Origin of the sequence: Brevundimonas diminuta (genome assembly GCF_022654015.1) — a bacterium.
Taxonomy (GTDB): Bacteria; Pseudomonadota; Alphaproteobacteria; order Caulobacterales; family Caulobacteraceae; genus Brevundimonas; species Brevundimonas diminuta_C.
In genome coordinates this window covers 172,360-196,810 of record NZ_CP073063.1, presented here as the reverse complement: position 1 = coordinate 196,810, position 24,451 = coordinate 172,360, and the positions used below count along the sequence as shown (strand labels likewise).

Here is a 24,451-nt window from a genome sequence, read left to right as displayed (position 1 = left end):
ACACGTACAAAAGACCGACTAGAGACGAGCTGGACCTGACATGGCCGACATCCTGACCCCCGCCCTCGGTGAATCCGTCACCGAAGCCACCATCGCAAAGTGGACCAAGAAGGTCGGTGATCCGGTCAAGAAGGACGAACTGCTGGTCGAGCTGGAGACCGACAAGGTCTCGCTGGAGGTCGTCTCGCCCGCCGACGGCGTGCTGGGCGACATCAAGGCGGCCGAGGGCGACAATGTCGTTCCCGGCACGGTCCTGGGTTCGGTGACGGAAGGGGCGTCCGCCGCCGCCGCTGCCCCGGCCAAGGCCGCCAAGGCTGACGCCAAGGCCGCGCCGGCCGCCGCTGCTCCGGCCGCCGCCGCCGCGATCGACATCACCGTGCCGGTCATGGGCGAGAGCGTCGCCGAGGGCTCGATGGGCAAGTGGGTCAAGAAGAACGGCGACACGGTCAAGAAGGACGAACTGCTGGTCGAGATCGAGACCGACAAGGTCGCGGTCGAGGTGTCGGCTCCGGCTGACGGCGTTCTGACCATCGCCGCAGACGAAGGCGCGACCGTCACGCCGGGCCAGAAGATCGGTTCGATCTCAGGGTCGGGCTCGGGTTCGGGCGCCGCCAGCGCGCCGGCCGCCGCCGCTCCGGCGCCCGCCGCCGCCCCGGCCAACACCGGCTCGGCCCAGGTCTCGGCCGCCAGGAACGAAACCCTGTCGCCCGCCGTCCAGCGCGTGGTCGGCGAGAACAATCTGGATCCCAAGGCCATCAACGCCACGGGACCGAAGGGCAATATCACCAAGGCCGACGCCATCGCCGCCATCGGCCAGGCCTCGGCTCCGGCCCCTGCCGCCGCCGCTGCGCCGGCCACCCCGCGTGCCGACCAGCCGCGCGAAGAGCGGGTGAAGATGACGCGCCTGCGTCAGACCATTGCCCGTCGCCTGAAGGAATCGCAGAACACGGCCGCCCAGCTGACCACCTTCAACGAGGTGGACATGACAAACGTCATGGCCCTGCGCGCCCAGTACAAGGACGTGTTCGAAAAGCGCCACGGCGTGAAGCTGGGCTTCATGTCCTTCTTCACCAAGGCCGTCGTCGCGGCCTTGCATGAGATCCCGGCCGTCAACGCCGAGATCGACGGCACAGACATCATCTACAAGAACCACTACGACATCGGCGTCGCCGTCGGCACCGACAAGGGTCTAGTGGTTCCTGTCCTGCGTGACGCCGACACCCTGTCGCTCGCCGGCATCGAAAAGGGTATCGGCGCCCTGGGCAAGGCCGCGCGTGACGGCTCGCTGACCATGGATCAGATGCAGGGCGGCACCTTCACCATCACCAACGGCGGCACCTATGGCTCGCTGATGTCGACGCCGATCCTGAATGCGCCGCAGTCGGGCATCCTGGGCATGCACAACATCGTCCAGCGCCCGATGGCCATCAACGGCGAGGTCAAGATCCGCCCGATGATGTATCTGGCCCTCAGCTACGATCACCGCATCGTGGACGGCAAGGAAGCCGTGACCTTCCTGGTCCGGGTCAAGGAACTGCTGGAAGATCCGGCGCGGGCCTTGCTGGACCTCTGATTTCCTGAAAAGGCGGCGATGATCTCGCCGCCTTTTTCTTTGCTGCGAGGCGCGACCATGCTGACCCTCTACGCCGCGACCGGATCCTGCAGCCGGGCCAGCCATATCGCGCTGGAAGAGTCGGGGCTGGCCTATGAGGTTCGTCTGGTCGACTTCGCCAAGGCCGAGCAGCGCGAGCCGGCCTATCTGGCGATCAACCCCAAGGGGCGCGTTCCTGCGCTCGCGACCGATCAGGGCGTCCTGACCGAAAGCCCGGCCATTCTGACGCACATCGCCGCCCTGTCGCCGCCCGGCCTGTTGGCGCCGGCCGATCCCTTCGCCTTCGCGCGGATGCAGGCGTTCAACCTCTATCTGGCCACCACTGTCCACGTCGCCCACGCCCACGGTCGACGCGCCGCACGCTGGAGCGACGATGCCGCCGCCCAAGCGTCGATGGCGTTTAAGGTCACGCAGAACATGCGCGACGGCTTCGCCCTGATCGAGGCGGACCTGATCGGCGAATGGGCGATGGGCGACACCTATACGGTCGCGGACCCCTATCTGTTTACCTTCGCCGGCTGGCTGGAAAGCGACGGCGTGGACATCGCCGAGTTTCCGCGCGTCCAGGCGCATTTCGCGCGCATGAAGGCGCGTCCGGCCGTCCAGCGCGCTCTAGCCGCCAAAGCTTAGCGGGCGCGCTCGCAAACCAACGGTTGTGTCTAATTTGCGCCGGTCGTTAACGATCCGAATCGGCGTCGCATTTTCCCTGATTACAACCGCTGAAAATGGCGCCTTATTTCGGACATGGAGTGGGCGGCGCGCGCGATAGGGATGTTCTACGTCTTGGGCGGACTGATGCTTTTGTATCAGGCCTGGCTCAACTGGCGTCTGCAACGGGCCTTGTCCGGCGTCATCGCCGTTCCCGCGGACGATCAGATCGCAGACGGGGTGATCGCCCTGGGCGGCGTGGTGGTCCTGATGTCGGGCGTCGCCTTGGCGGCGCTCAGCGCCTGGGCCGTGGTCGCCTTTCTCGCCGGTTGGGCGATCCAGGCCGCCTATCTGCTGTGGGTCAACCGCGCCGATCTCGACAGCCCTCTGGCCAGCGGCCGGTTGAAGTCGGTGCATGCCTTCGCCGCCTATACCGCCGTCACCGGCGTGGTGCTGTGGCTGCCGCTGACCGGCGTGCTGGGCTGATCAGCCGAACTCGGCCTCCAGATCGGCAAGACGTGCGGCCTGATCCTCGGCGATCAGGGCGTTCAGCAGCGGATCGATGTCGCCTTCCATGATCTGGGGCAGGCTGTGCAGGGTCAGGTTGATGCGGTGATCGCTGACCCGCCCTTGCGGATAGTTGTAGGTGCGGATCCGCTCCGACCGGTCGCCCGACCCGACCTGGGACTTGCGGCTGTCCGAGCGGGCCAGATCCTTGGCCTGGCGCTGCATGTCGTACAGGCGCACGCGCAGGTTCTTCATCGCCTTGTCGCGATTGACGTGCTGGGACTTCTCCGACGACGTCACCATGATGCCGGTGGGCAGGTGGGTGATGCGCACGGCGGAATCGGTCGTATTGACGTGCTGTCCGCCCGAGCCCGACGCGCGGAAGGTGTCGATGCGGATGTCCTTGTCGTGGATTTCGATCTCCACGTCCTCGACCTCGGGCAGGACCGCCACCGTCGCCGCGGAGGTGTGGATGCGCCCCTGCGACTCGGTCGTCGGCACCCGCTGCACCCGGTGAACGCCGCTTTCGAACTTCAACCGGCCGAACACGCCCTCGCCCGTCACCGTGGCGATGATTTCTTTATAGCCGCCGGCGTCGCCTTCGGTCGCCGAGTCCAGTTCGATCCGCCAGCCGCGCGTGGAGGCGTAGCGCGAATACATGCGGAACAGATCGCCCGCGAACAGGGCCGCCTCGTCCCCGCCGGTGCCGGCGCGCACTTCCAGTACGGCAGAGGCGTTCTCGTCCGCATCGCGCGGGGCCAGCAGAAGCGCGACCTCGCGTTCCAGATCGGGCAGCCTGTCGGTCAGGGCCCGCAACTCCTCCTCGGCCATCGCCGCCATTTCCGGATCGGCCGTCATGGCCTCCAGGTCCGCCATTTCGGCGCGCGCCCGGGCCAGGCCCTGGACCGCATCGACGACGGGCTTCAGCTCGGCGTGCTCCTTGGACAACCGCACGATCTCGGCGCCGTCGGTCGCCGAACCCATGCGCGCCTCCACCTCGTGGAAACGGTCGAGCACCTGATCGAGACGGGCCTGGGGCAGTCGCAAGAGGGAAATGTCCTGAGAAAAAGCGGAGCGCCGTCCTTACCCGCCAGGGGCCGTCGTGTCGATTGCAAGCCGTGTCAGGGCGTGGACCAGCGCCGGCGCCGCGGTTGTGATCGGCGATAACGGGCGGGTCACGATGGCGTCAGTCGCGGTGACGCAATCGGCTCAAAGCCATTAGTTGAGATCGAACAACCGTGAGGAGGACGCCATGTTCGATCGCCCGCCCCCGTCGCACCCCGATGCTGCCGAGGTCGCTGAAAGCGTCGGTCGCCTGTGCCGCCTTTACGACAGCCGTCTGGCCGAGACCGGCGGCGACCTGTCGTCCGAGGACGCCCGCGAACTGAGGGCCATGGCTGCCATCTACGATCTGGACACCGACCGCCCCTCGACCGAGATCTGGCGCGACCTTCGCGCCGTCGTCACGCGCCAGGCGCCGCTTGACGCCAGGCCGCCGGCCGAGGTCGAGACCCTGACCCTGCTGGTGGTCGAGGACGATGCCGACGCCGCCGCCTCCCTGACCGAACTGCTGACCGAGGCGGGCCACAATGTCGTCGGCCCGTTCCACAGCGCCGCCGCCGCCGAGGCCGCCGCTGCGCTGCACAGCATCGATGCGGCCCTGTTGGACATCAATCTGTCGGGCAAGATGACCGGAGTGGAACTGGCCCGCGTCCTGATCGACCGCTGGGCCGTGCGGGTCATCTTCATTTCCGGCGATGTCGCCGCCGCCGCGAAGAATGCGGACATGGCCGAGGCCCTGGTGCTGAAACCCTACAACGGTGCGCAAATCCTGGAGGCCGTGGCGCGCTTGGCCTGAGAGTCGGATCCAGATCCCACAGCTTGCGTCCAGGGCTCAGCCGGGCGATCACGGGTCATGCTGTCGAACCGGTCCCGCTACGCCCTGCGCGCCATGGTGCACCTGGCCGGTCTGCCGGACGGCGGCCCCGCGACCATCGCCGAGATCGCCGAGGCGGCGGCGGCTCCGCGAAAGTTCCTGGAGGCCATCCTGCTGGACCTGCGCCGTCAGGGTCTGCTGGCCTCGAAGCGGGGCCGGGCGGGCGGCTATGCGCTCGGCGCGCCCGCCGATGCGATCAGCTTCGCCGACGTCATCCGCGCGCTGGAAGGTCCGCTGGCCCTCGCGCCCTGCGCCTCGCGCACAGCATACGGTCCTTGCGAGACCTGCCCGGATGTGGAGACCTGTCCGTTGCAGCCCGTGCTTCAGGACGGGCGCGACGCCATCGCCGCCGTCTTCGAGGCGCGAACCCTTCTGCAAGCCGCCGTCACTTCTTCTCCTATTGACCGACTAGGGAAATAGCCCGCACCGTTCCACCACGTTTCAGAGGCCGTCATGCAAGATTTCCTGCTCTTCCTCGCCGTCGGATTTCTGGCCCAGATCGTGGATGGGGCGCTGGGCATGGCCTATGGCGTGATCTCCTCCACCGTCCTGCTGTCGTTTGGCGTGCCGCCCGCGACGGCGTCCGCCAGCGTCCACGCCGCCGAGGTCTTCACCACGGCGGCCTCAGCCGGGTCCCATACGGTCAACAAGAACGTGAACTGGAAGCTGTTCGTGCCGCTGGCGCTCGGCGGCGTCGTCGGCGGCGGTTTCGGCGCCTTCGTGCTGACCAGCATCGACGGCGATCTGCTGAAGCCCTTCATCACCACCTATCTGGCCATCATGGGCGTCGTGATCATCTGGCGCGCCACGCGTCAGACGCGCGAGCGGATCTTCCCGCGCAAGTTCGCCGGCCCCCTGGGTCTGGTCGGCGGCTTCTTCGACGCCATCGGCGGCGGCGGCTGGGGACCCACGGTCACCACCACCCTGGTCGGCACGGGCCAGGATCCTCGCGTGTCGATCGGCACCACCAATACGGCGGAGTTCTTCGTCACCTCCGCCATTTCGGCAACCTTCCTGGTCGCCCTGCTGACGGGCCACTGGCAGGAGGCCGAGGGCTTCTCCACCCACGCCATGGCCGTGCTGGGCCTGATCCTCGGCGGCCTGATCGCCGCCCCCTTCGCCGGCGTCATCGCCCGCATCGCCCCGCGACGCGCTCTCACCTACGGCGTCGGTGCCGTGGTGCTCCTGTCCGCCGGCTATCAGGCCCTGCGTCTCTTCAAGGTGATCTGAAACGAAAAAAGCGGCGGGCTCGCACCCGCCGCCGCCTCATGCTCAATCGCTGGTCTTCGGCTACTGACCGCCCGGCGCGCCGGTGCTCGTGGCCGGAGTGCGGGCCGCGGCCGCCTCTTCGGCCGGCGTGCGCAGGGTGACGACCAAAGGATTGGGCTTCAGGTCGTTCATGGCGCCGGACGTGGCGTCGATGGCCCCGCCGATGATGCCGCCGACCAGAATGTTGCCGGCCATGGCCGTTCCGCCGGCGCCGGACACGCTGCTGGTGATCTCGTGCGTCTGCGAGACATAGCCTTCCTTGGCGACCGTGATGCGGAAGCCGTCCTTGCGCGGCATGCGGAAGGTGCAAGGCGTCGCCTGGCATTCAAAGCCGTTCGACGTGCTGACCTGAGCGCCGGGCGGCGTGCTTTCGACCGTGAACTGCTGGCTGGAGCCACGCGTGACGGTCGCGCAGGCAGGCAACGAAAGCGCCACGCCGGCAAGCGAGAGCAGACGCACGCCAAGGCGTGCGGCGTTTTTGGAAATCATGGGCCCCTCAGTGGATTAACGGGTCGGCCCCCCGGCCGAACCTGACGCACAGGTCGCACGCAGACCCTCTGTCGTCAATCACAGGTTTGTGACGTGGCCCCAGTTCTGCAACCAGAGCGGAGCGAGCGCTACTCCGCCGCCTGAAGCTCGGCCGCGCGCGCGGCGTCCAGTTCGGCGGCCTTCTGTTCGACCAGATCGACGATGTGGTCGATCATGCCGTCATTGGCCTGTTTGTGCGCGATCTTGCCGTTCAGATAGATCATCCCTGCGCCCTTGCCGCCGCCGGTGAAGCCGATGTCGGTATAGAGGGCCTCGCCCGGTCCGTTCACGACGCAGCCGATCACCGACAGGCTCATCGGCGTCGAGATATGGGCCAGCTTCTCTTCCAGCACCGCCACCGTCTCGATGACGTTGAAGCCCTGACGCGCGCAGGACGGGCAGGCGATGATGTTGACCCCCCGGTGGCGCAGACCCAGCGACTTCAGGATGTCGAAGCCGACCTTGATCTCCTCGACCGGATCGGCGGCCAGCGAGACGCGGATCGTGTCGCCGATCCCGGCCCACAGCATCGACCCCAGGCCGATGGCGGACTTGATGGTGCCGGTGCGCAGCGGCCCGGCCTCGGTCACGCCCAGGTGAAGCGGGCAGTCGATCGCCTCGGCCAGTTGCTGATAGGCGGCGACGGTCAGGAAGGGATCGGACGCCTTCACCGAAATCTTGAACTCGTGGAAGTCGTGGTCCTGCAGGATGCGCGCGTGGTTCAGCGCGCTCTCGACCATGGCGTCGGGGCAGGGCTCGCCGTATTTTTCCAGCAGTTCCTTTTCCAGCGAGCCGGCGTTGACGCCGATCCGCATGGAACAGCCATTGTCCTTGGCTGCCTGGATGACGTCGCGTACGCGGTCGGCCGAACCGATGTTGCCCGGATTGATGCGCAGGCAGGCGGCGCCCGCCTCGGCCGCCTCGATGCCGCGCTTGTAGTGGAAGTGGATGTCGGCGACCAAGGGGACCTTGGCCTCGCGCACGATGGTCTTGAAGGCGGCAGTCGATTCCACGTCGGGGCAGGAGACGCGCACGATGTCGGCGCCGGCCTCTTCCAGCTGACGGATCTGGTCGATGGTCGCCGCCGCGTCCGTCGTCGGCGTATTGGTCATCGACTGGACGCTGATCGGGGCGTCGCCGCCCACCAGGACGGAGCCGACGCGGATCTGGCGGCTCTTGCGACGCTCGATGTGGCGCCAGGGTCGGACGTGGGTGTGGTCGCTCATGGGAGCATCATATAGGCCGATGATGACGGCGGGACCACGGCCGACGTATCAGTTCGGCGCAGGGGCGGGTGAAGAGGACGCGGGCGCGGGGGAGGGCGTCGCCCCTGGCGTCGTGGCCGCCTGGGTCCGGGCCTGGGCGGCCTGAGCTTGGGCCTGGGCGCGCGCCTGGCTGGCGGCCAGCGCCTTGGCCGCTTGGTCCGCGCGGCTGTTCAACTGGGCCAATGGCGTCAGCACGCCGGCCAGCGGTCCGCCGTATTCGCCGTTCAGGAAGACGTCGAAGGCGGCCGGGTCGGACACGTCCACCGTCGCCGCCACGCCGATGGGCGCGCGCCAGGCCTCGCCCGGCGCCATCTGGCGCGCGAACAGGGCCTGACCGTCGCCCAGCCGCACGACCAGGGCGCCGGCCGTCTTGGCCTGGATCACCACCATCGAGGCGTTGGCCGAGGCGCCATAGACGGCCCCGCGCGGGTTGAACGCCTTCTGCACCGGCTCCGGATTGGCGGCGGCGGCGATCACGGCCGGATCGGTCGGATCGACCCCGGTCAGTTCGGCCTCCAGCCCCGGGGTGATGTACAGCGCTGGCGTCGTCTGGTCGGGCGGCGCGGACATGGGCGCGCTGAGCGCGACCTGCGGATCGGGATCGGCCGCCCCGGTCCAGGTCTTCGGCACAGCGGCGATATCGGACGGATGGGCGGTCTGATGCAGGCTGGCGCGCTGGAACACGTTCCAGCCGATGACGGCGACCACCACGGCGGCGATGCCGGCGACGATACGCGGCGAATGGCGTTTCACGTCCTCGAAGGCGATGCCGATGGGCGCCTTCAGCGGCACGGAGGTGTCGGGGCTCTCGCGCTTGAACCGCTCGACGGCGGTCTGTTCGTCCAGCGCCAGGGCCGAGGCATAGGCCCGCACATAGCCCAAGGCAAAGACCCGCGAGGGCAGGGACGACCAGTCGTTCTGCTCCAGGGCCGTCAGAAACCGGCGATGCACCTTGGTCTCGGCGGCCAGTTCGGCCGGCGACTTGCCCGACCGCTCGCGGGCGGCGCGAAAACCGTCGCCCAGGGTCGCGGCGTCGACGAAGGCGGCCGTCGGATCGGGCCGGTCCGCAATGCTTTCGATCGCCTCGGGGGCGACCCCCGCATTCAGCGTCATGACGCCTGACCCCATGTCCGGGAAACACAGCGCTGACGCGCCGTTCACAGGGCCCGAGATAGACGATTGCGCGCCGACCAGCAACGCCGCCTATGCGTCCAGACCCTTGCGATCAGACCGCGACGTTCAGCTTGCGCGCCAGGGATTCGATCTCGTTCCTGACCGAACCGGTGGACAGGTTCAGCAGATTGGCCATGCCGCGCCGCGCCGCATTCAGGTCCGCCGACAGGATCATCCGCTTGACCGGCCCCACACCGCCCGCCGGCGCCGACAGTCGGGTGAAGCCCAGCACGATCAGGGCGAAGGCCTCCAGCGGCCGCCCCGCCAGTTCGCCGCAGATCGAGACCGGCGTGCCGGTGTCGGCGCAGGCCTTCTGGATGGTCTGGAGCGCCCGCAGGGTCGGCGGCGACAAGGGATCATAGCGATCCGACACCAGCGGATTGGTCCGGTCGGCCGCGTACATATACTGGAACAGGTCGTTGGTGCCGATGGAGACGAAATCCGTCAGCGGCAACAGGGCGTCCAGATGCCACAGCAGCGACGGGCATTCGACCATCGCGCCGACGCGCAGCAGGGCGGGCAGGGCGCGCCCGCGACGCCGCGCCCAGGCGCATTCGATATCGACCAGCTCGCGCGCGGCCCGGAACTCGTCCACCGTGGCGATCATCGGGAACATGACGCGCAGCTCGCGCCCCGCCCCGGCCGCCAGCAGCGCCCGCAGCTGCATTCGCAACAGCGACGGCCGATCCAGCCCCAGGCGAATGGCGCGACGGCCCAGCGCGGGGTTTTCTTCGCGCTCGGCCTCCAGATACGGCAGGACCTTGTCGCCACCGATGTCCAGGGTGCGGAAGGTGACGGGTTTGTCGCCCGCTGCGTCCAGCACCAGCTTGTAGAGCGCCGTCTGGGCGTCTAGCCGGGGCAGTTCGTCCGAAACCATGAACTGGAACTCAGTGCGGAACAGGCCGATGCCCTCGGCGCCGGTCTCGATCATGTTTTCCAGATCGACCGCCAGCCCGGCATTGGTCAGGACCGTAATCCGCTGACCGTCCAGGGTCACGGCCGGCACGTCGCGCAGCTGGGCGAACTCGGCCTGGCGTTGTTCGCGCACAGCCATACGCGACTGCACCGCCTCCAGCATATCGGGGCGGGGGCGCAGATAGGTCTCGCCGGTCTCGCCGTCGGCGATGACCATATCGCCTTCCGACAGCCTGTCGCGCAGGCCCATCAGACGGCCGACGCACGGGATCTGCAGCGCGCGCGCGACGATGGCGGCGTGGCTGGCGGCCGAACCCTCTTCCAGCAACAGCCCCTTCAGCTTGTCGCGCGGATATTCCAAAAGGTCGGCCGGACCGAGATTTCGCGCCACCAGGATGGCGTCGTCGGGCAGTTCGCGCTCGCCCGGCTTGTCGCCCGCCAGCACCCGCAGCAGCCGATTGGCCAGGTCCTCGAAGTCGTGCAGTCGTTCGCGGATATAGGGGTCGCGCGCCTGGGCGAAGCGGGCGCGGTGTTCGTTCCTGACCCGGTCCACCGCCGCCTCGGCCGTCAGACCGTTCCGCACCGCCTCTTCCAGCGACCGGTTCCAGCCCCGGTCGTCGGCGAACATCCGATAGGTTTCCAGCACCTCGAACGACGGACCGGCCAGGCCCTGGCCCTTGTCCAACATGATGTCCAGGCCGCTCTTCAGCGTGGCCAGCGCCAGCTTCAGCCGCGCCTCCTCCATCGCCGGGTCGTCGGACAGCAAACGTTCGGGCGCCAGCGGCGCCTCGTGCAGAACCACATGGCCGAAAGCCAGGCCGTCGGCGAACTTCTGACCCTTCAGCCGCTCGGGCCGGTGCGGCGCCAGCTCCACGTCGCGCAGCTCGTCCAGCGCCAGCAGTTCGCCCGACGACACCGTCTCGGACAGGACCATGGCGATGGTCTGGATGTCCTCGACCTCTTCCTCGTCATAGCGCCGCTCGGTGCGGTTCTGGACAACCAGCACCCCGATGGCCCGACCGCCGCGCAGCAGCGGAGCGCCCAGGAAGGCGTGATAGGGGTCTTCGCCCGTCTCGGGACGATAGGAGAAGGAGGGGTGCGACGGTGCGTCCGACAGGCTGATGGGCTGGGCCATCCGCGCCACCTCGCCGACCAGGCCCTCGCCGGGCCGCAGCCGGGTGTTGTGCACGGCCTCGGGGTTCAGACCCTCGGTGGCGAACAGCTCGAGCTCGCCCGACGCGCGACGCAGATAGATGGAGCAGACCTCGGCGACCATCGACCGGGCGATGATCTTGACGACCATGTTCAGCCGGTCCTGCGCCGGCGTCGCGCCCGCGCCGGCCCCGCCCAGAGCCTCGCGGATCTGGCGCAGGAGGATCCGGGGTCCTCTGGTCATCGCGCCGCCTGCCGGCATCATGTCTCCCGCGCCCCGGCGCCTAGGCGCCTTCTGAAATCACCCTATACCGCGTCCAGCCCATATGCCGAATGCAGGGCACGAACGGCCAGCTCGGCGTAGGCGGCGTCGATCAGCACGCTGATCTTGATCTCGGAGGTCGAGATCGCCTGGAACTTCACACCCTTGTCGGCCAGGGCCTTGAACATGGTCTGGGCGACGCCCGCATGGCTGCGCATGCCCACGCCGACGACCGAGACCTTGGCCACGTCCTCATCGACGCGGATTTCCTCGAAGCCGAGCTGCGCCTTGGCGGCGGTCATCAGGTCGGCGGCGCGCACGGCGTCGCGACGGCCGGTGGTGAAGGTCAGATTGACCGTTCCCGCGGTGCGCGACTGGCTCTGCACGATCATGTCGACGTTGACGTTGGCCTCGGCCAGGCGCGTGAAGACGTCGGCGGGCGCGTCCACCCGGTCGGACAGGCCCAGCAGGGTGATGCGGGCCTCGTCACGGCTCATGGTCACACCGGACACGATACGTTTTTCCACGATCTCCTCCTCGTCGCAGATCAGGGTTCCACCCTTGTCGGGCATGACGCCATTCGCGTCGGGTTCGATAAAGCTTGAAAGGACGCGGACCGGCACCTGTTTGGCCATGGCCAGTTCGACCGAGCGGGTCTGCAGCACCTTGGCGCCCAGGGACGCCATTTCCAGCATCTCCTCGTAGGATACCTTGGCCAGGCGGCGCGCGCGGTTCTCGATGCGCGGGTCGGTCGTATAGACGCCGTCTACGTCGGTATAGATGTCACAGGGGCAGCCCAGGGCGGCCGCCACGGCGACCGCCGAGGTGTCCGAACCGCCGCGCCCCAGGGTGGTGATCTTGCCGTCCGCCGTCACGCCCTGGAAGCCGGGCACGATGGCGATCTCGCCGGCGTCGACGGCGGCGCCCAGCTTCTCGCCGGGGATGTCGATGATGCGGGCGCGGGCGTGGGCGTCGTCGGTCAGGATCGGCACCTGCCAGCCCATCCACGAGCGGGCGTTGAAGCCCATGTTGCGCAGCGTCGCGGCCAGCAGGCCCGAGGTCACCTGTTCGCCCGAGGCGACCACCACGTCATATTCGTCGTCGCTGAGCGGCAGGCCCGCAGCGGCCGGTCCGGCGCCGTCGGTCCAGGCGACCAGTTCGTTGGTCTTGCCCGCCATGGCGGAGACGACGACGGCGACCTGTTTGCCCGCCGACACTTCGGCCGCAACGATCCGCGCCGCACGGCGAATGCGTTCGAGGTCGCCCATCGAGGTGCCGCCGAACTTCATCACCAGTCGTGTCGTATCGGGCCGCGTCATCGTGGCGTTCCGCCCCCTGCTTGCGTGAAAGGGCGCGAAGGTTCATCCCTCGCGTCATGACCGCTTCTAACGGCGCCGCTCCGTCTCGCCTACCCCAACAGGGGCATGGTTTTTCGCAAAATTCGTCCGAAACGGCGTTCGGCGCATCGATCGACCCCGCCGACGTGGCGCGCTTCTCGGCCCAGGCGGCCGAATGGTGGGATGCGCACGGGCCGTTCGCGCCGCTGCACCGCTTCAATCCCGCGCGGCTGGCCTTGATCCGCGACCAGCTTTGCACCCGGCTGGGCCGCGATCCCAAGGCGCGCGCGCCCTTCGAAGGTCTGACCCTGCTGGACGTCGGATGCGGCGGCGGACTGATCGCCGAGCCGATGCGGCGAATGGGCTTTGACGTCACCGCCATCGACGCCTCGTCCGAGAACATCGGCACGGCCCGCGCCCACGCCGACATGGTCGGGCTGGATATCGCCTATCGCGCCGCCACGGTGGAACAGATCGAGGCGGAAGGGGCGGGGCCGTTCGACGTGGTCCTGACGATGGAGGTGATCGAACACGTCGCCGATCCCGAGGGTTTCGTGCGCGCCTGTTCGCGCCTGGTCCGACCGGGCGGGGTGATGATGGTCGCCACCCTGAACCGCACGCTGAAATCGCTGGCCCTGGGCAAGGTGGCGGCGGAATACATCCTGCGCTGGGTTCCCGCCGGAACCCACGACTGGCGCCAGTTCCTCAAGCCCGAGGAAATCCGCACGATGCTGGCCGCCGAGCCGGTCACGGTCGAGGGGCCCTACGGCCTGAACTACGATCCGCTTCACGACCGATGGAGCCAGACCGACGATGCGGGCATCAACTATATGATGGTCGCCACGCGAAGCGCCGCCTGACATGCAAAAGGCCGCCCCGAAGGGCGGCCTTTCTTTCTGATTGGGCTTGGCCCCCTAGACCTTCGAAGCTCGGCTGCGCGTCCAGGCGTACAGGCCGAACACCGCGACGGCGAAGCCGACGATGCCCGCCAGCATGGCCGGCCAGGCCGAACCCTCGGGCAGCATGGCGAAAGGCGCGTCGTCCCTGGTCGCCACGATCACCCCGGCGGTGAAGACGCCGAACAGGCTTTCGCCCACGATCAGGCCCGAGGCCAGCAGCACGCCCATCCGCCGCGCCACGTCGGCGTAGCGGGTGGACGAGACCGCCTTGTCGTAGATCCATCCGGCGACGGCGCCGATGACCAACATGGTCGTCACCGCAGCCGGCAGATAGAAGCCGATGCCGACCGCCAGCGGCGGCAGCTTGACCTTGCCCTTGGTCGCCTTCGACACGACCGCGTCCAGCACGATGATGACCACGCCGATCGCCGCGCCCAGACCGATCAGGTCCCAGCGCAGATCGCCGCCGATGACGCCGCGCGCCAGGGCCGAGATCAGGGTCGCCTGGGGCGCCGCCAGGGTCTTGGCGCCTTCCACGATGGCGGGCGGGCCGCCTTCGAAGCCGAAGGCCTGGTTCAGCAGGTTCAGGATGAACGGGATCACCAGGGCGCCGGCGCCGACGCCGACGATCAGCGCGACCTGCTGGCGCCACGGCGTGGCCTCGACCAGTTGGCCCGTCTTCAGGTCCTGAAGGTTGTCATTGGCGATGACGGCGACGGCGAAGACCACCGCCGTCACGATCAGGGCGAAGGCGATGATCGACGGATCGGCCGGCACGCCCGCGACGGCCATGACGCCCAGCATCAGCAGCGAGGCGATGACGATGGCCAGAATGCCGACGCCCGACACGGGGCTGTTCGACGAGCCGATCAGACCGGCCATATACCCGCAGATGGCCGCCACGGCGAAACCGATCAGCACCACATAGACCAGGCCGCCGATCACCAGGAGCGGCGTCGATCCCGCCAGGGCCGGGGCGCTCTGGGCGAACCAGGCCAGAAGGCCGGCGATGCCGACTAGGCAGGCGACCGACACGCCGCCCACCAGTTTGATCGGCAAATCCTGTTCGGTGCGCTCAAGCACTTCGCCGTGGGCGCGTTTGGCGTTGGCGGCCAGCGCCGAGGTCAGGCCGCCGATCAGCGGACCGGCCAGTTTGATCAGGGTCCAGATGGCGGCGACGCCGATGACGCCCGCGCCCATGAACCGCACCTCGCGCGCCCAGACGGTGGTCGCCAACTCTTCGGCCGGCGCCCCGGCGGGCAGGGTCGAGGCGATCGACGGAATGCCGTGCGCCGTCAGCCAGGCGATGGTGTCCGGGCTGGTCAGGATCGGCACGGCGACGGCCCAGGCCAGCACCAGGCCGAACAGCTGCGCCAGACCGACCGTCAGGCCGATCAGATGCCCGGCGCCCAGCAGGGCGAACTGCATGCCGAAGCCCATGCCTGTCGCCCCGCCGCCCAGCGCGGCCGGCAGCTTGAAGAACTTGGCCGCCTCGCCCGCAAAGACCCGACCCGCGACCAGCAAGGCGTAGCCGGCCGACACCACGGCGCCGGCGACGACGACCCACAGGCCGGACTTGTTCTCGCGCACCGCGCTTTCGGTCTGTTCGGCCCCGCGCGAGCCGACCTTCAGCACCTCGGCGGCGGCGACGCCTTCGGGGTAGGGCAGGCCGCCGTTGACGACCAGCGCCCGGCGCAGTGGGATCGAGAAGGTCACGCCCAGCACGCCGCCCAGGATGCAGATCGCCACCGATTGCCAGAACGGAAACTCCAGCCACCATCCGATCATCACCAGGCCCGGCAGGACGAAGATAATCGAACTCATGGCCCCGCCGACCGAGGCCACGGTCTGGACCGTCATATTCTCCCAGATGGTCGAGGTGCGGAACGCCCGCAGCACCGCCATCGAGATCACCGCCGCCGGAATGGCCGAGGCGAAGGTCAGGCCGACCAGAAGGCCCAGATAGGTGTTGGCGGCGGTGAAGATCACCGCCAGCAGGCAGCCCAGTACCAGGGCGCGGAGCGTCAGTTCAAGCCGACCCTTGGGGGCGGCGGCGGCGTCTGTCATATGCGAGGTCCCACGTTTGGGCGGACGTAAGCGCATTCTGTCGCAGGCGGCAACTGGTCGCGGTCAGATGCGAGGGCCCCCGCCGCTTGGCCCCGCGACCCGGACGGGCTAGGACCGGCTCATGCCCGAACTTCCCGAGGTCGAAACCGTCCGACGCGGCCTGACGCCGGTGCTGGAGGGCGCGCGACTGTCGCGGGTCCGGATCAACCGGCCCGACCTGCGATTTCCCTTCCCCGCGCGCTTCGTCGAACGGCTGGAGGGGGCGACGGTCCTGCGGATCGACCGGCGGGCCAAATATCTGCTCATGCCGCTCTCGACCGGCGAGACCTGGATCGCCCACCTGGGCATGACCGGCCGCTTCACCCTGGACGGAACCCTGCTGGGCGAGTTCGAGGAGGCCGCGCCGATCGCCGGCAAGCACGAACATTTCAGCGGCTGCGCCATCCGCGATGGGGCGGCGACCCGCATCGGATACGCCGACGCGCGCCGGTTCGGCTTCATGGGCCTGATCTCCAGCGATCAGATCGAGACCCATCCGTGGTTCGCAGGCCTGGGACCCGAGCCGCTGGGCAACGGCTTTTCCGGCGCCCATCTGGTCGAGGCCTTCGCGGGCAAGAAGCAGAATATCAAGGTCAGTCTGCTGGATCAGCGGATCGTCGCCGGCCTGGGCAATATCTATGTGTGCGAGGCCCTGTACCGCGCCCGCATCTCGCCCCTGGTCGCCGCTGGATCGGTGTCGAAGGCGCGGCTGGAGCGTCTGGCGACCGAGGTCCGCAACGTCCTGAACGACGCCATCGCGGCGGGCGGCTCGACCCTTCGCGACTTCGCCAACGCCGAGGGCGGCCAGGGCTATTTCCAGCACCGGTTCGACGTCTACGGCCGCGAGGGCGAGCCATGCCGTGGCGACAAATGCACCGGCGTCGTCGCGCGCATCGTCCAGGGCGGCCGCTCCACCTTCTACTGCCCCTCCTGCCAGAAACGGTAAGCCCATGAGCGAACGCATCTGCCTGTTGCGCGGCGTCAATGTGGGCGGGGTCAAGGTCCCGATGGCCGAGCTGAAGGCCATCGCGGTCGAGGCCGGTTTCGCCAACCCGCGCACCCTTCTGGCCAGCGGCAATCTGGTGATCGAGAGCGACGCCGAACCGACCGATGTCGAAGCTCGGCTGGAAAAAGGGATCGCCGCCCACTTCGGCCGCCCCATCGAGGTGATCGTCCGCACGCCCCCCCAATGGTCAGCCCTGATGGCCGCCAATCCGTTTGCGGACGAAGCCGGGATCGACGGCTCCAAACTGCTGGTCATGGTGATGAAGGTGCGGATCAAGGACGGGGCGGTCGAGGCCCTGCGCGGCTTCGCGGCCGGCGCCGAGCGGGTCGAGCCGGTCGGCGGAGACCTGTTCTTCTGGCACCCCGACGGCCTGGGCCGCTCGAAGATGGCGGAAAAGGCCCAGCCGCGCCTGATCGGCGTCGGCACCGGCCGCAACTGGAACACGGTGCGGAAACTGGCCGCCATGGTCGGGTTGGAGGGCTGAACGATGCGCAAAATCCATCTGTGGATCAGTCTGATCGTCGGCGTCCTGGTCTGGGGCGCCTATTTCGTCCACTTCGTCCAGGGTTTGCGCGCCGGCGACCTCGGCGACCTGATCTGGTGGTTCGTCGCCGCCCTGGTCGTCGCCGCCGTCGCCGAGGCCGCCGCCACCGGCCTGATCGCGCGTCTGTTGCGCCGTCGCGCCCGCGTGCTGGACGAGGGACCGACGCTTCAGGCGGCGTTGAAGGCGGGCCATGTCGCCCTGATGCTGCTGGTCGGCCTGGTCCTGCTCTCGGCCCTGGTGCTGGCCCTATCGTCCGTTTTCGGCTGGACGCTGGACCTGTCAGGCGCGCGGGGTCAGGTGATCGTCGCCAATCTTCTGCTGGGCATGGTGGTCGTGGTCGAACTGGCGCGCGCCGCCCTGACCTTGGCGCTGATGCCGCGGCGATAGTCCGCGCGCTAGCGGGCCCCGCTTCGCGACTGTATGACCGCCGTCAAAGGAGACCGACCATGCCCGACGCCTATTCCAACCTGCTGATCGAACGCCACGCCGACGGCTATGCGGTGGTGACCCTGAACCGGCCCGAGGCGCTGAACGCCCTGAACTCGGCCCTGTTCAAGGATTTGGCGGACTTCCTCGACAGCGTCGAACATGACGACAGCGTGCGCTGCCTGATCTTGACCGGCTCGGGCGAAAAGGCCTTCGCCGCCGGCGCCGACATCAAGGAGATGGCGGACCAGACCTATGCCCAGATGTACACGGGCAACTATTTCGCTCTCGGCCACGACCGCATCACCCGGTTCAGAAAGCCGATCATCGCCGCGGTGAACGGTTTCGCCCTGGGCGGCGGCTGCGAACTGGCCATGCTGTGCGACTTCATCGTCGCCTCGGACAAGGCGAAGTTCGGCCAGCCCGAGATCAACCTGGGCGTCGCGCCGGGCATCGGCGGCTCCCAGCGCCTGACCCGTCTGGTGGGCAAGTCCAAGGCCATGGACATGGTCCTGACCGCCCGGATGATGGATGCGGCCGAAGCGGAGCGCGCCGGCCTGGCCTCGCGCGTCTTCCCGCACGAGACCCTGCTGGAGGAGTCCCGCAAGATCGCCGCCAAGATCGCCTCGCAAAGCCCGCTGGCGATCATGGCCAACAAGGAGATGGTCGACGCCGCGCTTGAGACGACCCTGACCCAGGGCGTCCAGTTCGAACGCCGCCTGTTCCACTCCCTGTTCGCCTTCGAGGACCAGAAGGAAGGCATGTCCGCCTTCGTCGAAAAGCGCAAACCCGAGTTCAAGGGGCGATAGGTCGCAGGCGCGGGTCAACCGATCGCCGTGATCGGGCGTTAGGGGCGCATGATGATCCGCCTCCTCGTTTCGCTCCTTGCGACCCTGTTCGTCCTCGCCCCGGTCGCCGTCCAGGCCCAATCTCAAACGCTGGCCTTCAGTTCCAGCCGCATCATCGTCGAGACACGCGGGCGGGGGCCAGACATCATCTTCATCCCAGGCTTGGGTTCGACCGGCTCGGCCTGGCGTTCGACGGCGGATCGGCTCGATAACCGCTACCGGGTGCATCTGGTCACCCTGCGCGGCTTCGGCGAGACCCAGATTGGCGACAATGTCAGCGGCGGTCTGGCCGGCCCTGCCGCCAGCGAGATCGAACGCTACATCCGCGAGCAGCGCATCGACCGGCCCGCCGTGATCGGCCATTCGCTGGGCGGCCAGATCGCCCTGCGCGTCGCCGCCGATATGGGCGACCGGATCGGGCGCGTCATGGTGGTCGATTCCTCGCCCTTCTTTCCGTCCCTGATCGATGCGCGCACCACATCCGATCAGGTCGAGCCCCTGGCCCGGCTGGGCTATCAGGCCCTGCTTCTTTTCGGCGATCAGGCGCTGAAGTCCCAGGTCGCGGCCTTTGGCGTGGACATGGGTCTGGCCGGCGACATGGTGTTCGAGGGGCTGGGGCTTCAGGGCGGCGACCGGCGCGTCCTGGCCCAGGGTCTGTATGAAGCCCTGACCGTCGATCTGCGCCCGCGCTTGTCTGAGATCACCGCCCCGGTCACCGTCGTCTATGGCTGGACCCGCGATCCCGATGCGCCGCGCAACCGGCTGGAGGGCCTGTATCGCTACGGCTTCGAAGGCTTGCCGCGCACGGCCCGGTTCGAGCGGATCGAAGGCGCCGAACACCAGGTCATGATGCAGCAGCCGCAGCGGTTTCTGGCGGCGGTGCAGCGGTTCCTGAGCTGAGGCTCAATCCTTCAGCGCATCCACGACCACGCCCTCTGTCAGCAACTGCGGCAGGATTTCCGGCTCGGCCCGACCCGGTCGATACAGCAGATACAGCGGCACGCCCGATCGCCCGTGCGCCTGAAGCTCGCGGGTGATGGCGTCGTCGCGCCGGGTCCAGTCGCCGACCAGATAGGCGGCGTTCGCCTCGCGCATCGCCTTGGCGACACGGGGCGAAGACAGGGCCGCGCGCTCGTTGATCTTGCATGTCACGCACCAGTCGGCGGTCAGATTGACCAGCACGGGACGTCCCGACGCGGTCGCTGCATTCACCGCCGCCGCCGACCAGGGCTGGGCCGCTAGCGGGCCGCTGTCGCCTTGCGGCGCGGCGTCCGCCTGTCGCGCCGCACCCGCCGCAACGCCTGCCAGGCCCAGCGCCAGAACGCCGACTATGATCGCGCAGATCGTGGTCAGGATCGGTCGTTCATCACGCTGGCGCGCCGCTTGCGCCAGACCCGTCAGCCAGGCCGCCAGAGCCAGCAGCAGCGCCGCCGTCAGCAGCAGGCCCAGGGCGTCGACGCCGCCCTGTCGCGTGAACACCCACAGCAGCCACAGCGCCGCCCCATACATGGGAAAGGCCAGCAGACCCTTCAGCCGCTCCATCCAGACGCCGGGTCGCGGCAGGCGCGACAGCAGGCCGGGCGACAGGCTGACCGCCAGATAGGGCAGGGCCAGCCCCAGCCCCAGCACCAGGAACACGGCCAGCGCCATCGGCCAGGACAGCACTAATGCCGCGCCGAGCGCTGCCGCCATGAAGGGCGCCGTGCAGGGGGCGGCGACGACCACGGCCAGCACGCCGGTGAAGAAGGCGCCCGCCGAACCGGGCAGGCGCGACAGGGGGCCGGACCCCGCGTTCTGCAATCCGGCGCCGACATGGAAGACGCCCGACAGGTTCAGCCCGACCAGCAGCATGACCAAGGCCAGGGCCGCGACCACGCCCGGCGACTGAAGCTGGAAGCCCCAGCCGATCGCCTGACCCGCCGCCCTCAACGCCAGAAGGACGCCGGCGAGAACCAGGAAGCTGACCAGCACGCCGGCGGTGAAGGCCAGGCCGTCGCGCCGCGCCCGCGCCGGATCATGCGCCGCCGCCGACAGCGACGCCGCCTTCATCGCCAGAACCGGGAAGACGCACGGCATCAGGTTCAGCACCAGCCCGCCCAGCAGCGCCAAGCTCAAAGCCTGAAGGAAGACCCAAGCGCCGGTCTTCGCCGGAGTCGCTGTGGCGTTGTCCAGCGGCTTCAGCGCCGCGCCGCCTTGGGCGCCGGCCAGAGGCGCACCCGGCTCCGCCGTGATCTCCCACGCGCCCTTGTCGGTCGCCAGGACGCCGCTCAGCGCCGTCGTCGCCGTTTCCTTGCCGGGCGCCAGCGTCAGGGTCAGGCCGTTGGGCCCCCGCTGACCCGACTGGGCCGCCGCATGGTCGATGCGCCCGCCGTCGAAAGGATAGAAATAGACCTGGCCGATGTCGGCGCCCGCCTGGTCGCCAGATAGCGGCCCGCCGGTCGCCGTCAGGATCAGCCGGCCGCCCTGGCGCGTGACGCGCGCCTCGATCCCGGCCGGGCGCGGCGCGGTTTCGACCAGCCGCTCGATCTCCTCACCCCAGGGTTTGGCCAGGGGCGCTGCGCCCTCGCGCACCGGCAGGGCCAGCGACAGGGTCACCGGCTCGGGCACGCACATCTGGTCGCTGCACACCAGGAACAGCACGTCCGTCGTCAGGGTCAGCACTTCGCCCGGCCGCGACGTCGGCGGCACATGGATCGGCACGGGCAAGAGCACCGCGCCCGAATAGCCATAGTTCATCAGGCTCATCAGCCGCTGGCGGCTGGGCAGGGGCCACAGGATCGGATCGGCGGTCACCCCGGCGGGCAGGGTCCAGATCAGGCTGGTCGCACCGCCGCTGTCGCCGGGATTGCGCCAATAGGTGTGCCAGCCGGGCGCGATCTTCTGGCGCACCGCCACCACGGTCGTCGAACCGGGCGCGACCCATTGCGACATCGGGACCAGTTCGGCCTCGATCCGCTCGGTCCGCTGCGGCCCGAAGGCGACGACGCCCGTTGGCTGGCTCTGCACCGGCTGGGCGACGGCCGCCGAAACGCCCGTCAAACTGAACAGTAGGCCGAGGAGAAGGGCGAAGAGGCGCAAACACGTGTTCCGGCAGGCGAGGGGAGCGCCGCAACCTAATGCGTCACGCGTCCCTGCGCCATCGCTGCGCCAGTCCCCGCGTCGATCAGCGCGGATAGGCCTCGTAGATCACTTCCGCGCGGCGCCGCAGCGGTTCGTCATTGCCGGCTGCGGTCGTGGCGCCCGCGTCGCCTGCGGCGTTCAGCTCGAAGATCGGCGCCGGCATGCCCGCTTGGGTCAGCGCCTCGACCACCGTCCGGGCGCGCCGCTGCGACAGGTTCAGATTGGCTTCGGGCGTTCCCGTGGCGTCGGCCAGGCCCACCACGCGCACCTTGCGCACGTCGCAATCCTTGGCCTTGGTCGCCGCCGCCTTCAGCACCATCGCCGCCGGCTCGGTCAGCCGCGCCTGGTTCTCCAGGAAATAGATATCGAAACGCCCCGGCGCGCACAGCGATTCGCCCACCACCAGCGCCTCGCGCTTGGGCATCGGCGCGCACGCCGCCAGCACGCCCAAGGCCGCCACAGCCACACCCATCGATCGCTTCATCTCAGCCCTCCTCCGGCTCGGCCGGCCCATTACGCAAAAGAGGCGGCCCGTCGTCCGACAGGCCGCCTCTTCAACCTAACGCTGGTCGCGGATCTTCGCGACCGGCATTTGATCACTGATCAATAACGGCGCTGACCGTTGTCCCAGTAGCACTCGTCCTGGCGATTATCGTAGCAGTAGTAGTAGCGACCTTGGCTGTCGCGATAACGCTGCTGGTTGTTGCGGTCCTGGTTCGAGCCGCGAATGGCGCCGGCGGTGCCGCCCAGGGCGCCGCCGATCAGGGCGCCGGTCGCAGCATTGCCGCCGCCGACGTTGTTGCCGATGATGGCGCCGGCGACGGCGCCCAGGCCGGCGCCGATGGCGCCTTGGCGGACGGTTTCGTTCGAGCCGTTGTTATAGCCGTACGGGTCGCTGGCGCAGGCCGAAGCCAGCAGGCCGGCGCCGGCAATCGCGATAATCGCCTTTTTCATGATGAATTCCTTTGTCCCTGGGTGTTGGCCCCTGTGGGCAGCAAACGTGTCCTCGCGGCATAGGTTCCGCGTCGACAAACTGCATCGGCAACTATGGTGACGCTTGGGCGGAACGACGGCGTCTGCGGGGCGTTCGGCCGCCATGACCGATGTCGCCCAACCCCCCTCCGACGCAGACGACAAAGCTGCGTTGACGCCCCATGCGCAAATCCGGCACGCCGTGATGCTGGTCAATCCGCTGTCCGGAAGCGTGGGGCCGCGCGCCGCCGGCGAGGCCGAAGCCCTGTTGGGGCAGTATGATCTCAAGGCCGAGGTCGTGTCGTTCGAAGGGGGCGACTTCGACCAGATCATCGCCGACGCCTTCGCCGCCAAGCCGGACGTGATCTTCGTTCTCGCCGGCGACGGCACGGCGCGCTCGGTGGCGTCCAAGGCCAAGCCGGACGGTCCGATGATCGCGCCCCTGCCGGGCGGCACGATGAACATGTTGCCCAAGGCGCTTTACGGCACCGCCGATTGGAAGCTGGCGCTGAAGCGGGCGCTGGAGGAGGGCGAGCCCCAGGCCGTTTCCGGCGGCGAGGTTCAGGGCGAATACTTCTATTGCGCCGCCATTCTGGGATCGCCGGCGCTGTGGGCCCCGGCGCGCGAGGCGATGCGGACCGGCAAGATCAAGCTGGCCTGGCAATATGGCCGTCGCGCCCTGAAGCGCGCCTTCTCGGGTCGCCTGCGCTTCACCCTCGATGGCGGCGAGAAACGCCGGACCGAGGCGCTGGTTCTGATCAGCCCGATGATCTCCAAGGCGATGGAGGATCCTATCGGCCTGGAGGCCGCGGCCATGGACCCAAGCGACACGACCCAGGCCTTCCGCCTGGCCGCGACGGCGCTATTCAGCGACTGGCGTCAGGACCCGGCCGTCTCGACCCGCCCGGCGAAACGGATCGAGGTCCGCGCCCGCTCGAAAATCCCGGCGGTCATCGACGGCGAGCCGCTGCTGCTCAAGCCCGAGGCCGTGATCCGCTTCGTGCCCAAGGCCTTCAAGGCGCTGGCGCCTAAGCCGCCCTCGGCCGAGGACAGCGTCTAGTGGGGCGCGTTCTTCAGTTTTCCGACATCCATTTCGGCTGCGAGCACAAACGCGCCTGCGCCGCCGCTCTGGAATACGCCCACGCCACGCCCAACGACTTAGTGCTGATCACCGGCGACATCACCCAGAAGGGCTTCCCCGACGAGTTCAAGGCCGCCGGCGAATGGATGCGGGCCATGCCCGAGCCGCGCTTCGTCATCGTCGGCAATCACGACGTGCCCTACTGGGACGCCATCGCGCGGGTCTTCCACCCTTGGCGGGCGTTCGAGACCGCGACTGGCTATCCAGCCCACGACGGCCAGTTCTGCAGCGATGCGGTCATGGTGCGCGGCGTGGTCACCGCGCGCGGCTGGCAGGCGCGGCCCAACTGGTCCAAGGGCGTCATCGACCTGGACCAGACGCGGCGTGCGGCCGAGGCCCTGCGTCAGGCGCCGATCGGCGCGCTGCGGATCCTGGCCTGCCATCATCCGCTGATCGAGATGGTCGGCACGCCGATGACCGGCGACGTCAAGCGCGGCGACGAGGCGGCTCTGATCTTCGCCGAGGCGGGGGTCGATTTGATCATGACCGGCCACGTCCATGTGCCGTTCGCCATGCCGATCCCGCTGGCGGATCGCTGCTCCTACGCCGTCGGCTGCGGAACCCTGTCGCACCGCGAGCGGGGGTCGCCCCCCGGCTTCAACCAGATCGACTGGGACGCCAAGACCATCACGGTCACGGCCCTGGCCTGGGATGGGACGCGCTACAGCTCGCAACAGGTCTGGCGTCTGCCGCGCCGTCAGGACACGCGCAAGGCCGCCACCGCCCCCCGGCCGGACAGGCCCGGCGCGCTGGAGAAGGCGGTGGTCGCCCCGGCGTCCTAGACG

Annotated in this window: 24 protein-coding genes; 14 read left to right on the top strand and 10 right to left on the bottom strand. The window is 68.6% G+C overall.

The genetic code is table 11. The features are described 5' to 3' along the window. Positions 1-40: 40 nt before the first annotated feature. The 3 genes from odhB to KAK88_RS00940 all read left to right on the top strand — a co-directional run bounded on the left by odhB (position 41) and on the right by KAK88_RS00940 (position 2,746). Entirely contained in the window at positions 41-1,573 is a 1,533-nt protein-coding gene (gene odhB / locus KAK88_RS00950; protein ID WP_347265225.1) for a 2-oxoglutarate dehydrogenase complex dihydrolipoyllysine-residue succinyltransferase, read from the top strand. Between the two features lie 57 nt (positions 1,574-1,630). After that, positions 1,631-2,242: a glutathione S-transferase family protein gene (locus KAK88_RS00945; RefSeq protein WP_242077512.1), complete on the top strand. Its 612-nt coding sequence runs from the start codon at positions 1,631-1,633 to the stop codon at positions 2,240-2,242. 141 nt (positions 2,243-2,383) lie between these two features. Then, complete coding sequence (locus KAK88_RS00940; RefSeq protein WP_205196067.1) at positions 2,384-2,746, top strand: hypothetical protein; 363 nt, start codon at positions 2,384-2,386, stop codon at positions 2,744-2,746. Here the strand turns inward: KAK88_RS00940 and prfA are convergent, their stop codons facing one another. Continuing rightward, entirely contained in the window at positions 2,747-3,814 is a 1,068-nt protein-coding gene (gene prfA, locus KAK88_RS00935) for a peptide chain release factor 1 (RefSeq protein ID WP_165114443.1), read from the bottom strand. A 205-nt stretch (positions 3,815-4,019) separates the two neighbouring features. On the opposite strand from prfA, the gene KAK88_RS00930 reads away from it, so the two are divergent. The 3 genes from KAK88_RS00930 to KAK88_RS00920 are packed head-to-tail and all read left to right on the top strand — an operon-like array spanning position 4,020 to position 5,933. After that, the gene (locus KAK88_RS00930; RefSeq protein ID WP_242077511.1) at positions 4,020-4,625 is read left to right on the top strand and encodes a response regulator; all 606 of its coding nucleotides are present in this window, start codon (positions 4,020-4,022) and stop codon (positions 4,623-4,625) included. Between the two features lie 57 nt (positions 4,626-4,682). Beyond that, the gene (locus tag KAK88_RS00925) at positions 4,683-5,123 is read left to right on the top strand and encodes an RrF2 family transcriptional regulator (protein WP_055808795.1); all 441 of its coding nucleotides are present in this window, start codon (positions 4,683-4,685) and stop codon (positions 5,121-5,123) included. 33 nt (positions 5,124-5,156) lie between these two features. Continuing rightward, complete coding sequence (locus KAK88_RS00920) at positions 5,157-5,933, top strand: sulfite exporter TauE/SafE family protein (RefSeq protein WP_137720337.1); 777 nt, start codon at positions 5,157-5,159, stop codon at positions 5,931-5,933. 60 nt (positions 5,934-5,993) lie between these two features. On the opposite strand, the gene KAK88_RS00915 is transcribed toward KAK88_RS00920, so the two are convergent. The 5 genes from KAK88_RS00915 to KAK88_RS00895 form a co-directional block, all read right to left on the bottom strand. After that, a complete protein-coding gene (locus KAK88_RS00915; protein ID WP_242077510.1) occupies positions 5,994-6,461 on the bottom strand; it encodes a PEGA domain-containing protein in 468 nt (155 codons plus the stop codon). A gap of 128 nt (positions 6,462-6,589) precedes the next feature. Further along, the gene (gene ispG, locus KAK88_RS00910; RefSeq protein WP_242077509.1) at positions 6,590-7,726 is read right to left on the bottom strand and encodes a flavodoxin-dependent (E)-4-hydroxy-3-methylbut-2-enyl-diphosphate synthase; all 1,137 of its coding nucleotides are present in this window, start codon (positions 7,724-7,726) and stop codon (positions 6,590-6,592) included. Positions 7,727-7,774: 48 nt separating this feature from the next. Next, complete coding sequence (locus KAK88_RS00905; RefSeq protein WP_242077508.1) at positions 7,775-8,926, bottom strand: helix-turn-helix domain-containing protein; 1,152 nt, start codon at positions 8,924-8,926, stop codon at positions 7,775-7,777. 64 nt (positions 8,927-8,990) lie between these two features. Continuing rightward, positions 8,991-11,249: a phosphoenolpyruvate--protein phosphotransferase gene (gene ptsP / locus KAK88_RS00900; RefSeq protein ID WP_431307200.1), complete on the bottom strand. Its 2,259-nt coding sequence runs from the start codon at positions 11,247-11,249 to the stop codon at positions 8,991-8,993. Between the two features lie 62 nt (positions 11,250-11,311). Beyond that, positions 11,312-12,586, bottom strand: a complete 1,275-nt coding sequence (locus tag KAK88_RS00895; RefSeq protein WP_055808799.1) for an aspartate kinase — start codon at positions 12,584-12,586, stop codon at positions 11,312-11,314. Between the two features lie 56 nt (positions 12,587-12,642). Between KAK88_RS00895 and ubiG the strand changes: the two genes are divergently transcribed. Next, positions 12,643-13,464 (top strand): bifunctional 2-polyprenyl-6-hydroxyphenol methylase/3-demethylubiquinol 3-O-methyltransferase UbiG, encoded by an 822-nt coding sequence (ubiG, locus tag KAK88_RS00890; RefSeq protein ID WP_242077507.1) that lies wholly within the window; start codon positions 12,643-12,645, stop codon positions 13,462-13,464. Between the two features lie 54 nt (positions 13,465-13,518). On the opposite strand, the gene KAK88_RS00885 is transcribed toward ubiG, so the two are convergent. Then, positions 13,519-15,570 (bottom strand): OPT family oligopeptide transporter, encoded by a 2,052-nt coding sequence (locus KAK88_RS00885; protein ID WP_242077506.1) that lies wholly within the window; start codon positions 15,568-15,570, stop codon positions 13,519-13,521. Positions 15,571-15,691: 121 nt separating this feature from the next. Between KAK88_RS00885 and mutM the strand changes: the two genes are divergently transcribed. The 5 genes from mutM to KAK88_RS00860 are packed head-to-tail and all read left to right on the top strand — an operon-like array spanning position 15,692 to position 19,333. Further along, positions 15,692-16,555: a bifunctional DNA-formamidopyrimidine glycosylase/DNA-(apurinic or apyrimidinic site) lyase gene (gene mutM, locus KAK88_RS00880; protein ID WP_242077505.1), complete on the top strand. Its 864-nt coding sequence runs from the start codon at positions 15,692-15,694 to the stop codon at positions 16,553-16,555. A 4-nt stretch (positions 16,556-16,559) separates the two neighbouring features. Continuing rightward, on the top strand, positions 16,560-17,099 hold the full coding sequence (locus KAK88_RS00875) for a DUF1697 domain-containing protein (protein ID WP_242077504.1): 540 nt from the start codon (positions 16,560-16,562) through the stop codon (positions 17,097-17,099). A gap of 3 nt (positions 17,100-17,102) precedes the next feature. Further along, entirely contained in the window at positions 17,103-17,546 is a 444-nt protein-coding gene (locus KAK88_RS00870; protein WP_242077503.1) for a hypothetical protein, read from the top strand. A gap of 59 nt (positions 17,547-17,605) precedes the next feature. Next, positions 17,606-18,394, top strand: a complete 789-nt coding sequence (locus KAK88_RS00865) for an enoyl-CoA hydratase-related protein (RefSeq protein WP_242077502.1) — start codon at positions 17,606-17,608, stop codon at positions 18,392-18,394. 51 nt (positions 18,395-18,445) lie between these two features. Beyond that, positions 18,446-19,333, top strand: a complete 888-nt coding sequence (locus KAK88_RS00860) for an alpha/beta fold hydrolase (RefSeq protein ID WP_242077501.1) — start codon at positions 18,446-18,448, stop codon at positions 19,331-19,333. A gap of 3 nt (positions 19,334-19,336) precedes the next feature. Here KAK88_RS00860 and KAK88_RS00855 read toward each other — a convergent pair whose 3' ends face one another. The 3 genes from KAK88_RS00855 to KAK88_RS00845 all read right to left on the bottom strand — a co-directional run bounded on the left by KAK88_RS00855 (position 19,337) and on the right by KAK88_RS00845 (position 22,507). Beyond that, positions 19,337-21,511, bottom strand: coding sequence for a protein-disulfide reductase DsbD family protein (locus KAK88_RS00855; RefSeq protein WP_347265218.1), 2,175 nt, complete (start codon positions 21,509-21,511; stop codon positions 19,337-19,339). An 85-nt stretch (positions 21,512-21,596) separates the two neighbouring features. Next, the gene (locus tag KAK88_RS00850) at positions 21,597-22,037 is read right to left on the bottom strand and encodes an OmpA family protein (RefSeq protein WP_242077500.1); all 441 of its coding nucleotides are present in this window, start codon (positions 22,035-22,037) and stop codon (positions 21,597-21,599) included. Positions 22,038-22,156: 119 nt separating this feature from the next. Further along, a complete protein-coding gene (locus tag KAK88_RS00845; protein WP_066625255.1) occupies positions 22,157-22,507 on the bottom strand; it encodes a glycine zipper domain-containing protein in 351 nt (116 codons plus the stop codon). 142 nt (positions 22,508-22,649) lie between these two features. Here KAK88_RS00845 and KAK88_RS00840 point away from each other — a divergent pair, with 142 nt between their 5' ends. Both KAK88_RS00840 and KAK88_RS00835 read left to right on the top strand, forming a co-directional pair. Then, positions 22,650-23,585 (top strand): diacylglycerol/lipid kinase family protein, encoded by a 936-nt coding sequence (locus tag KAK88_RS00840; RefSeq protein WP_242077499.1) that lies wholly within the window; start codon positions 22,650-22,652, stop codon positions 23,583-23,585. Further along, positions 23,585-24,448, top strand: coding sequence for a metallophosphoesterase family protein (locus KAK88_RS00835; RefSeq protein WP_242077498.1), 864 nt, complete (start codon positions 23,585-23,587; stop codon positions 24,446-24,448). The genes KAK88_RS00840 and KAK88_RS00835 overlap by 1 nt, the downstream gene beginning before the upstream one ends. Positions 24,449-24,451: the final 3 nt, after the last annotated feature.

What these genes read in the sequence shown, in the direction of transcription:
- odhB (WP_347265225.1), top strand. Translation starts at nt 41, where the DNA reads ATGGCCGACATCCTGACCCCCGCCCTCGGTGAATCCGTCACCGAAGCC.
- KAK88_RS00945 (WP_242077512.1), top strand. Translation starts at nt 1,631, where the DNA reads ATGCTGACCCTCTACGCCGCGACCGGATCCTGCAGCCGGGCCAGCCAT.
- KAK88_RS00895 (WP_055808799.1), bottom strand. Translation starts at nt 12,586, where the DNA reads ATGACGCGGCCCGATACGACACGACTGGTGATGAAGTTCGGCGGCACC.
- KAK88_RS00885 (WP_242077506.1), bottom strand. Translation starts at nt 15,570, where the DNA reads ATGACAGACGCCGCCGCCGCCCCCAAGGGTCGGCTTGAACTGACGCTC.
- KAK88_RS00870 (WP_242077503.1), top strand. Translation starts at nt 17,103, where the DNA reads ATGCGCAAAATCCATCTGTGGATCAGTCTGATCGTCGGCGTCCTGGTC.
- ispG (WP_242077509.1), bottom strand. Translation starts at nt 7,726, where the DNA reads ATGAGCGACCACACCCACGTCCGACCCTGGCGCCACATCGAGCGTCGC.
- KAK88_RS00840 (WP_242077499.1), top strand. Translation starts at nt 22,650, where the DNA reads ATGACCGATGTCGCCCAACCCCCCTCCGACGCAGACGACAAAGCTGCG.
- ubiG (WP_242077507.1), top strand. Translation starts at nt 12,643, where the DNA reads ATGACCGCTTCTAACGGCGCCGCTCCGTCTCGCCTACCCCAACAGGGG.
- mutM (WP_242077505.1), top strand. Translation starts at nt 15,692, where the DNA reads ATGCCCGAACTTCCCGAGGTCGAAACCGTCCGACGCGGCCTGACGCCG.
- KAK88_RS00845 (WP_066625255.1), bottom strand. Translation starts at nt 22,507, where the DNA reads ATGAAAAAGGCGATTATCGCGATTGCCGGCGCCGGCCTGCTGGCTTCG.
- KAK88_RS00925 (WP_055808795.1), top strand. Translation starts at nt 4,683, where the DNA reads ATGCTGTCGAACCGGTCCCGCTACGCCCTGCGCGCCATGGTGCACCTG.
- KAK88_RS00920 (WP_137720337.1), top strand. Translation starts at nt 5,157, where the DNA reads ATGCAAGATTTCCTGCTCTTCCTCGCCGTCGGATTTCTGGCCCAGATC.
- KAK88_RS00860 (WP_242077501.1), top strand. Translation starts at nt 18,446, where the DNA reads ATGATCCGCCTCCTCGTTTCGCTCCTTGCGACCCTGTTCGTCCTCGCC.
- KAK88_RS00865 (WP_242077502.1), top strand. Translation starts at nt 17,606, where the DNA reads ATGCCCGACGCCTATTCCAACCTGCTGATCGAACGCCACGCCGACGGC.
- KAK88_RS00850 (WP_242077500.1), bottom strand. Translation starts at nt 22,037, where the DNA reads ATGAAGCGATCGATGGGTGTGGCTGTGGCGGCCTTGGGCGTGCTGGCG.
- KAK88_RS00930 (WP_242077511.1), top strand. Translation starts at nt 4,020, where the DNA reads ATGTTCGATCGCCCGCCCCCGTCGCACCCCGATGCTGCCGAGGTCGCT.
- KAK88_RS00915 (WP_242077510.1), bottom strand. Translation starts at nt 6,461, where the DNA reads ATGATTTCCAAAAACGCCGCACGCCTTGGCGTGCGTCTGCTCTCGCTT.
- KAK88_RS00940 (WP_205196067.1), top strand. Translation starts at nt 2,384, where the DNA reads ATGTTCTACGTCTTGGGCGGACTGATGCTTTTGTATCAGGCCTGGCTC.
- KAK88_RS00875 (WP_242077504.1), top strand. Translation starts at nt 16,560, where the DNA reads ATGAGCGAACGCATCTGCCTGTTGCGCGGCGTCAATGTGGGCGGGGTC.
- ptsP (WP_431307200.1), bottom strand. Translation starts at nt 11,249, where the DNA reads ATGACCAGAGGACCCCGGATCCTCCTGCGCCAGATCCGCGAGGCTCTG.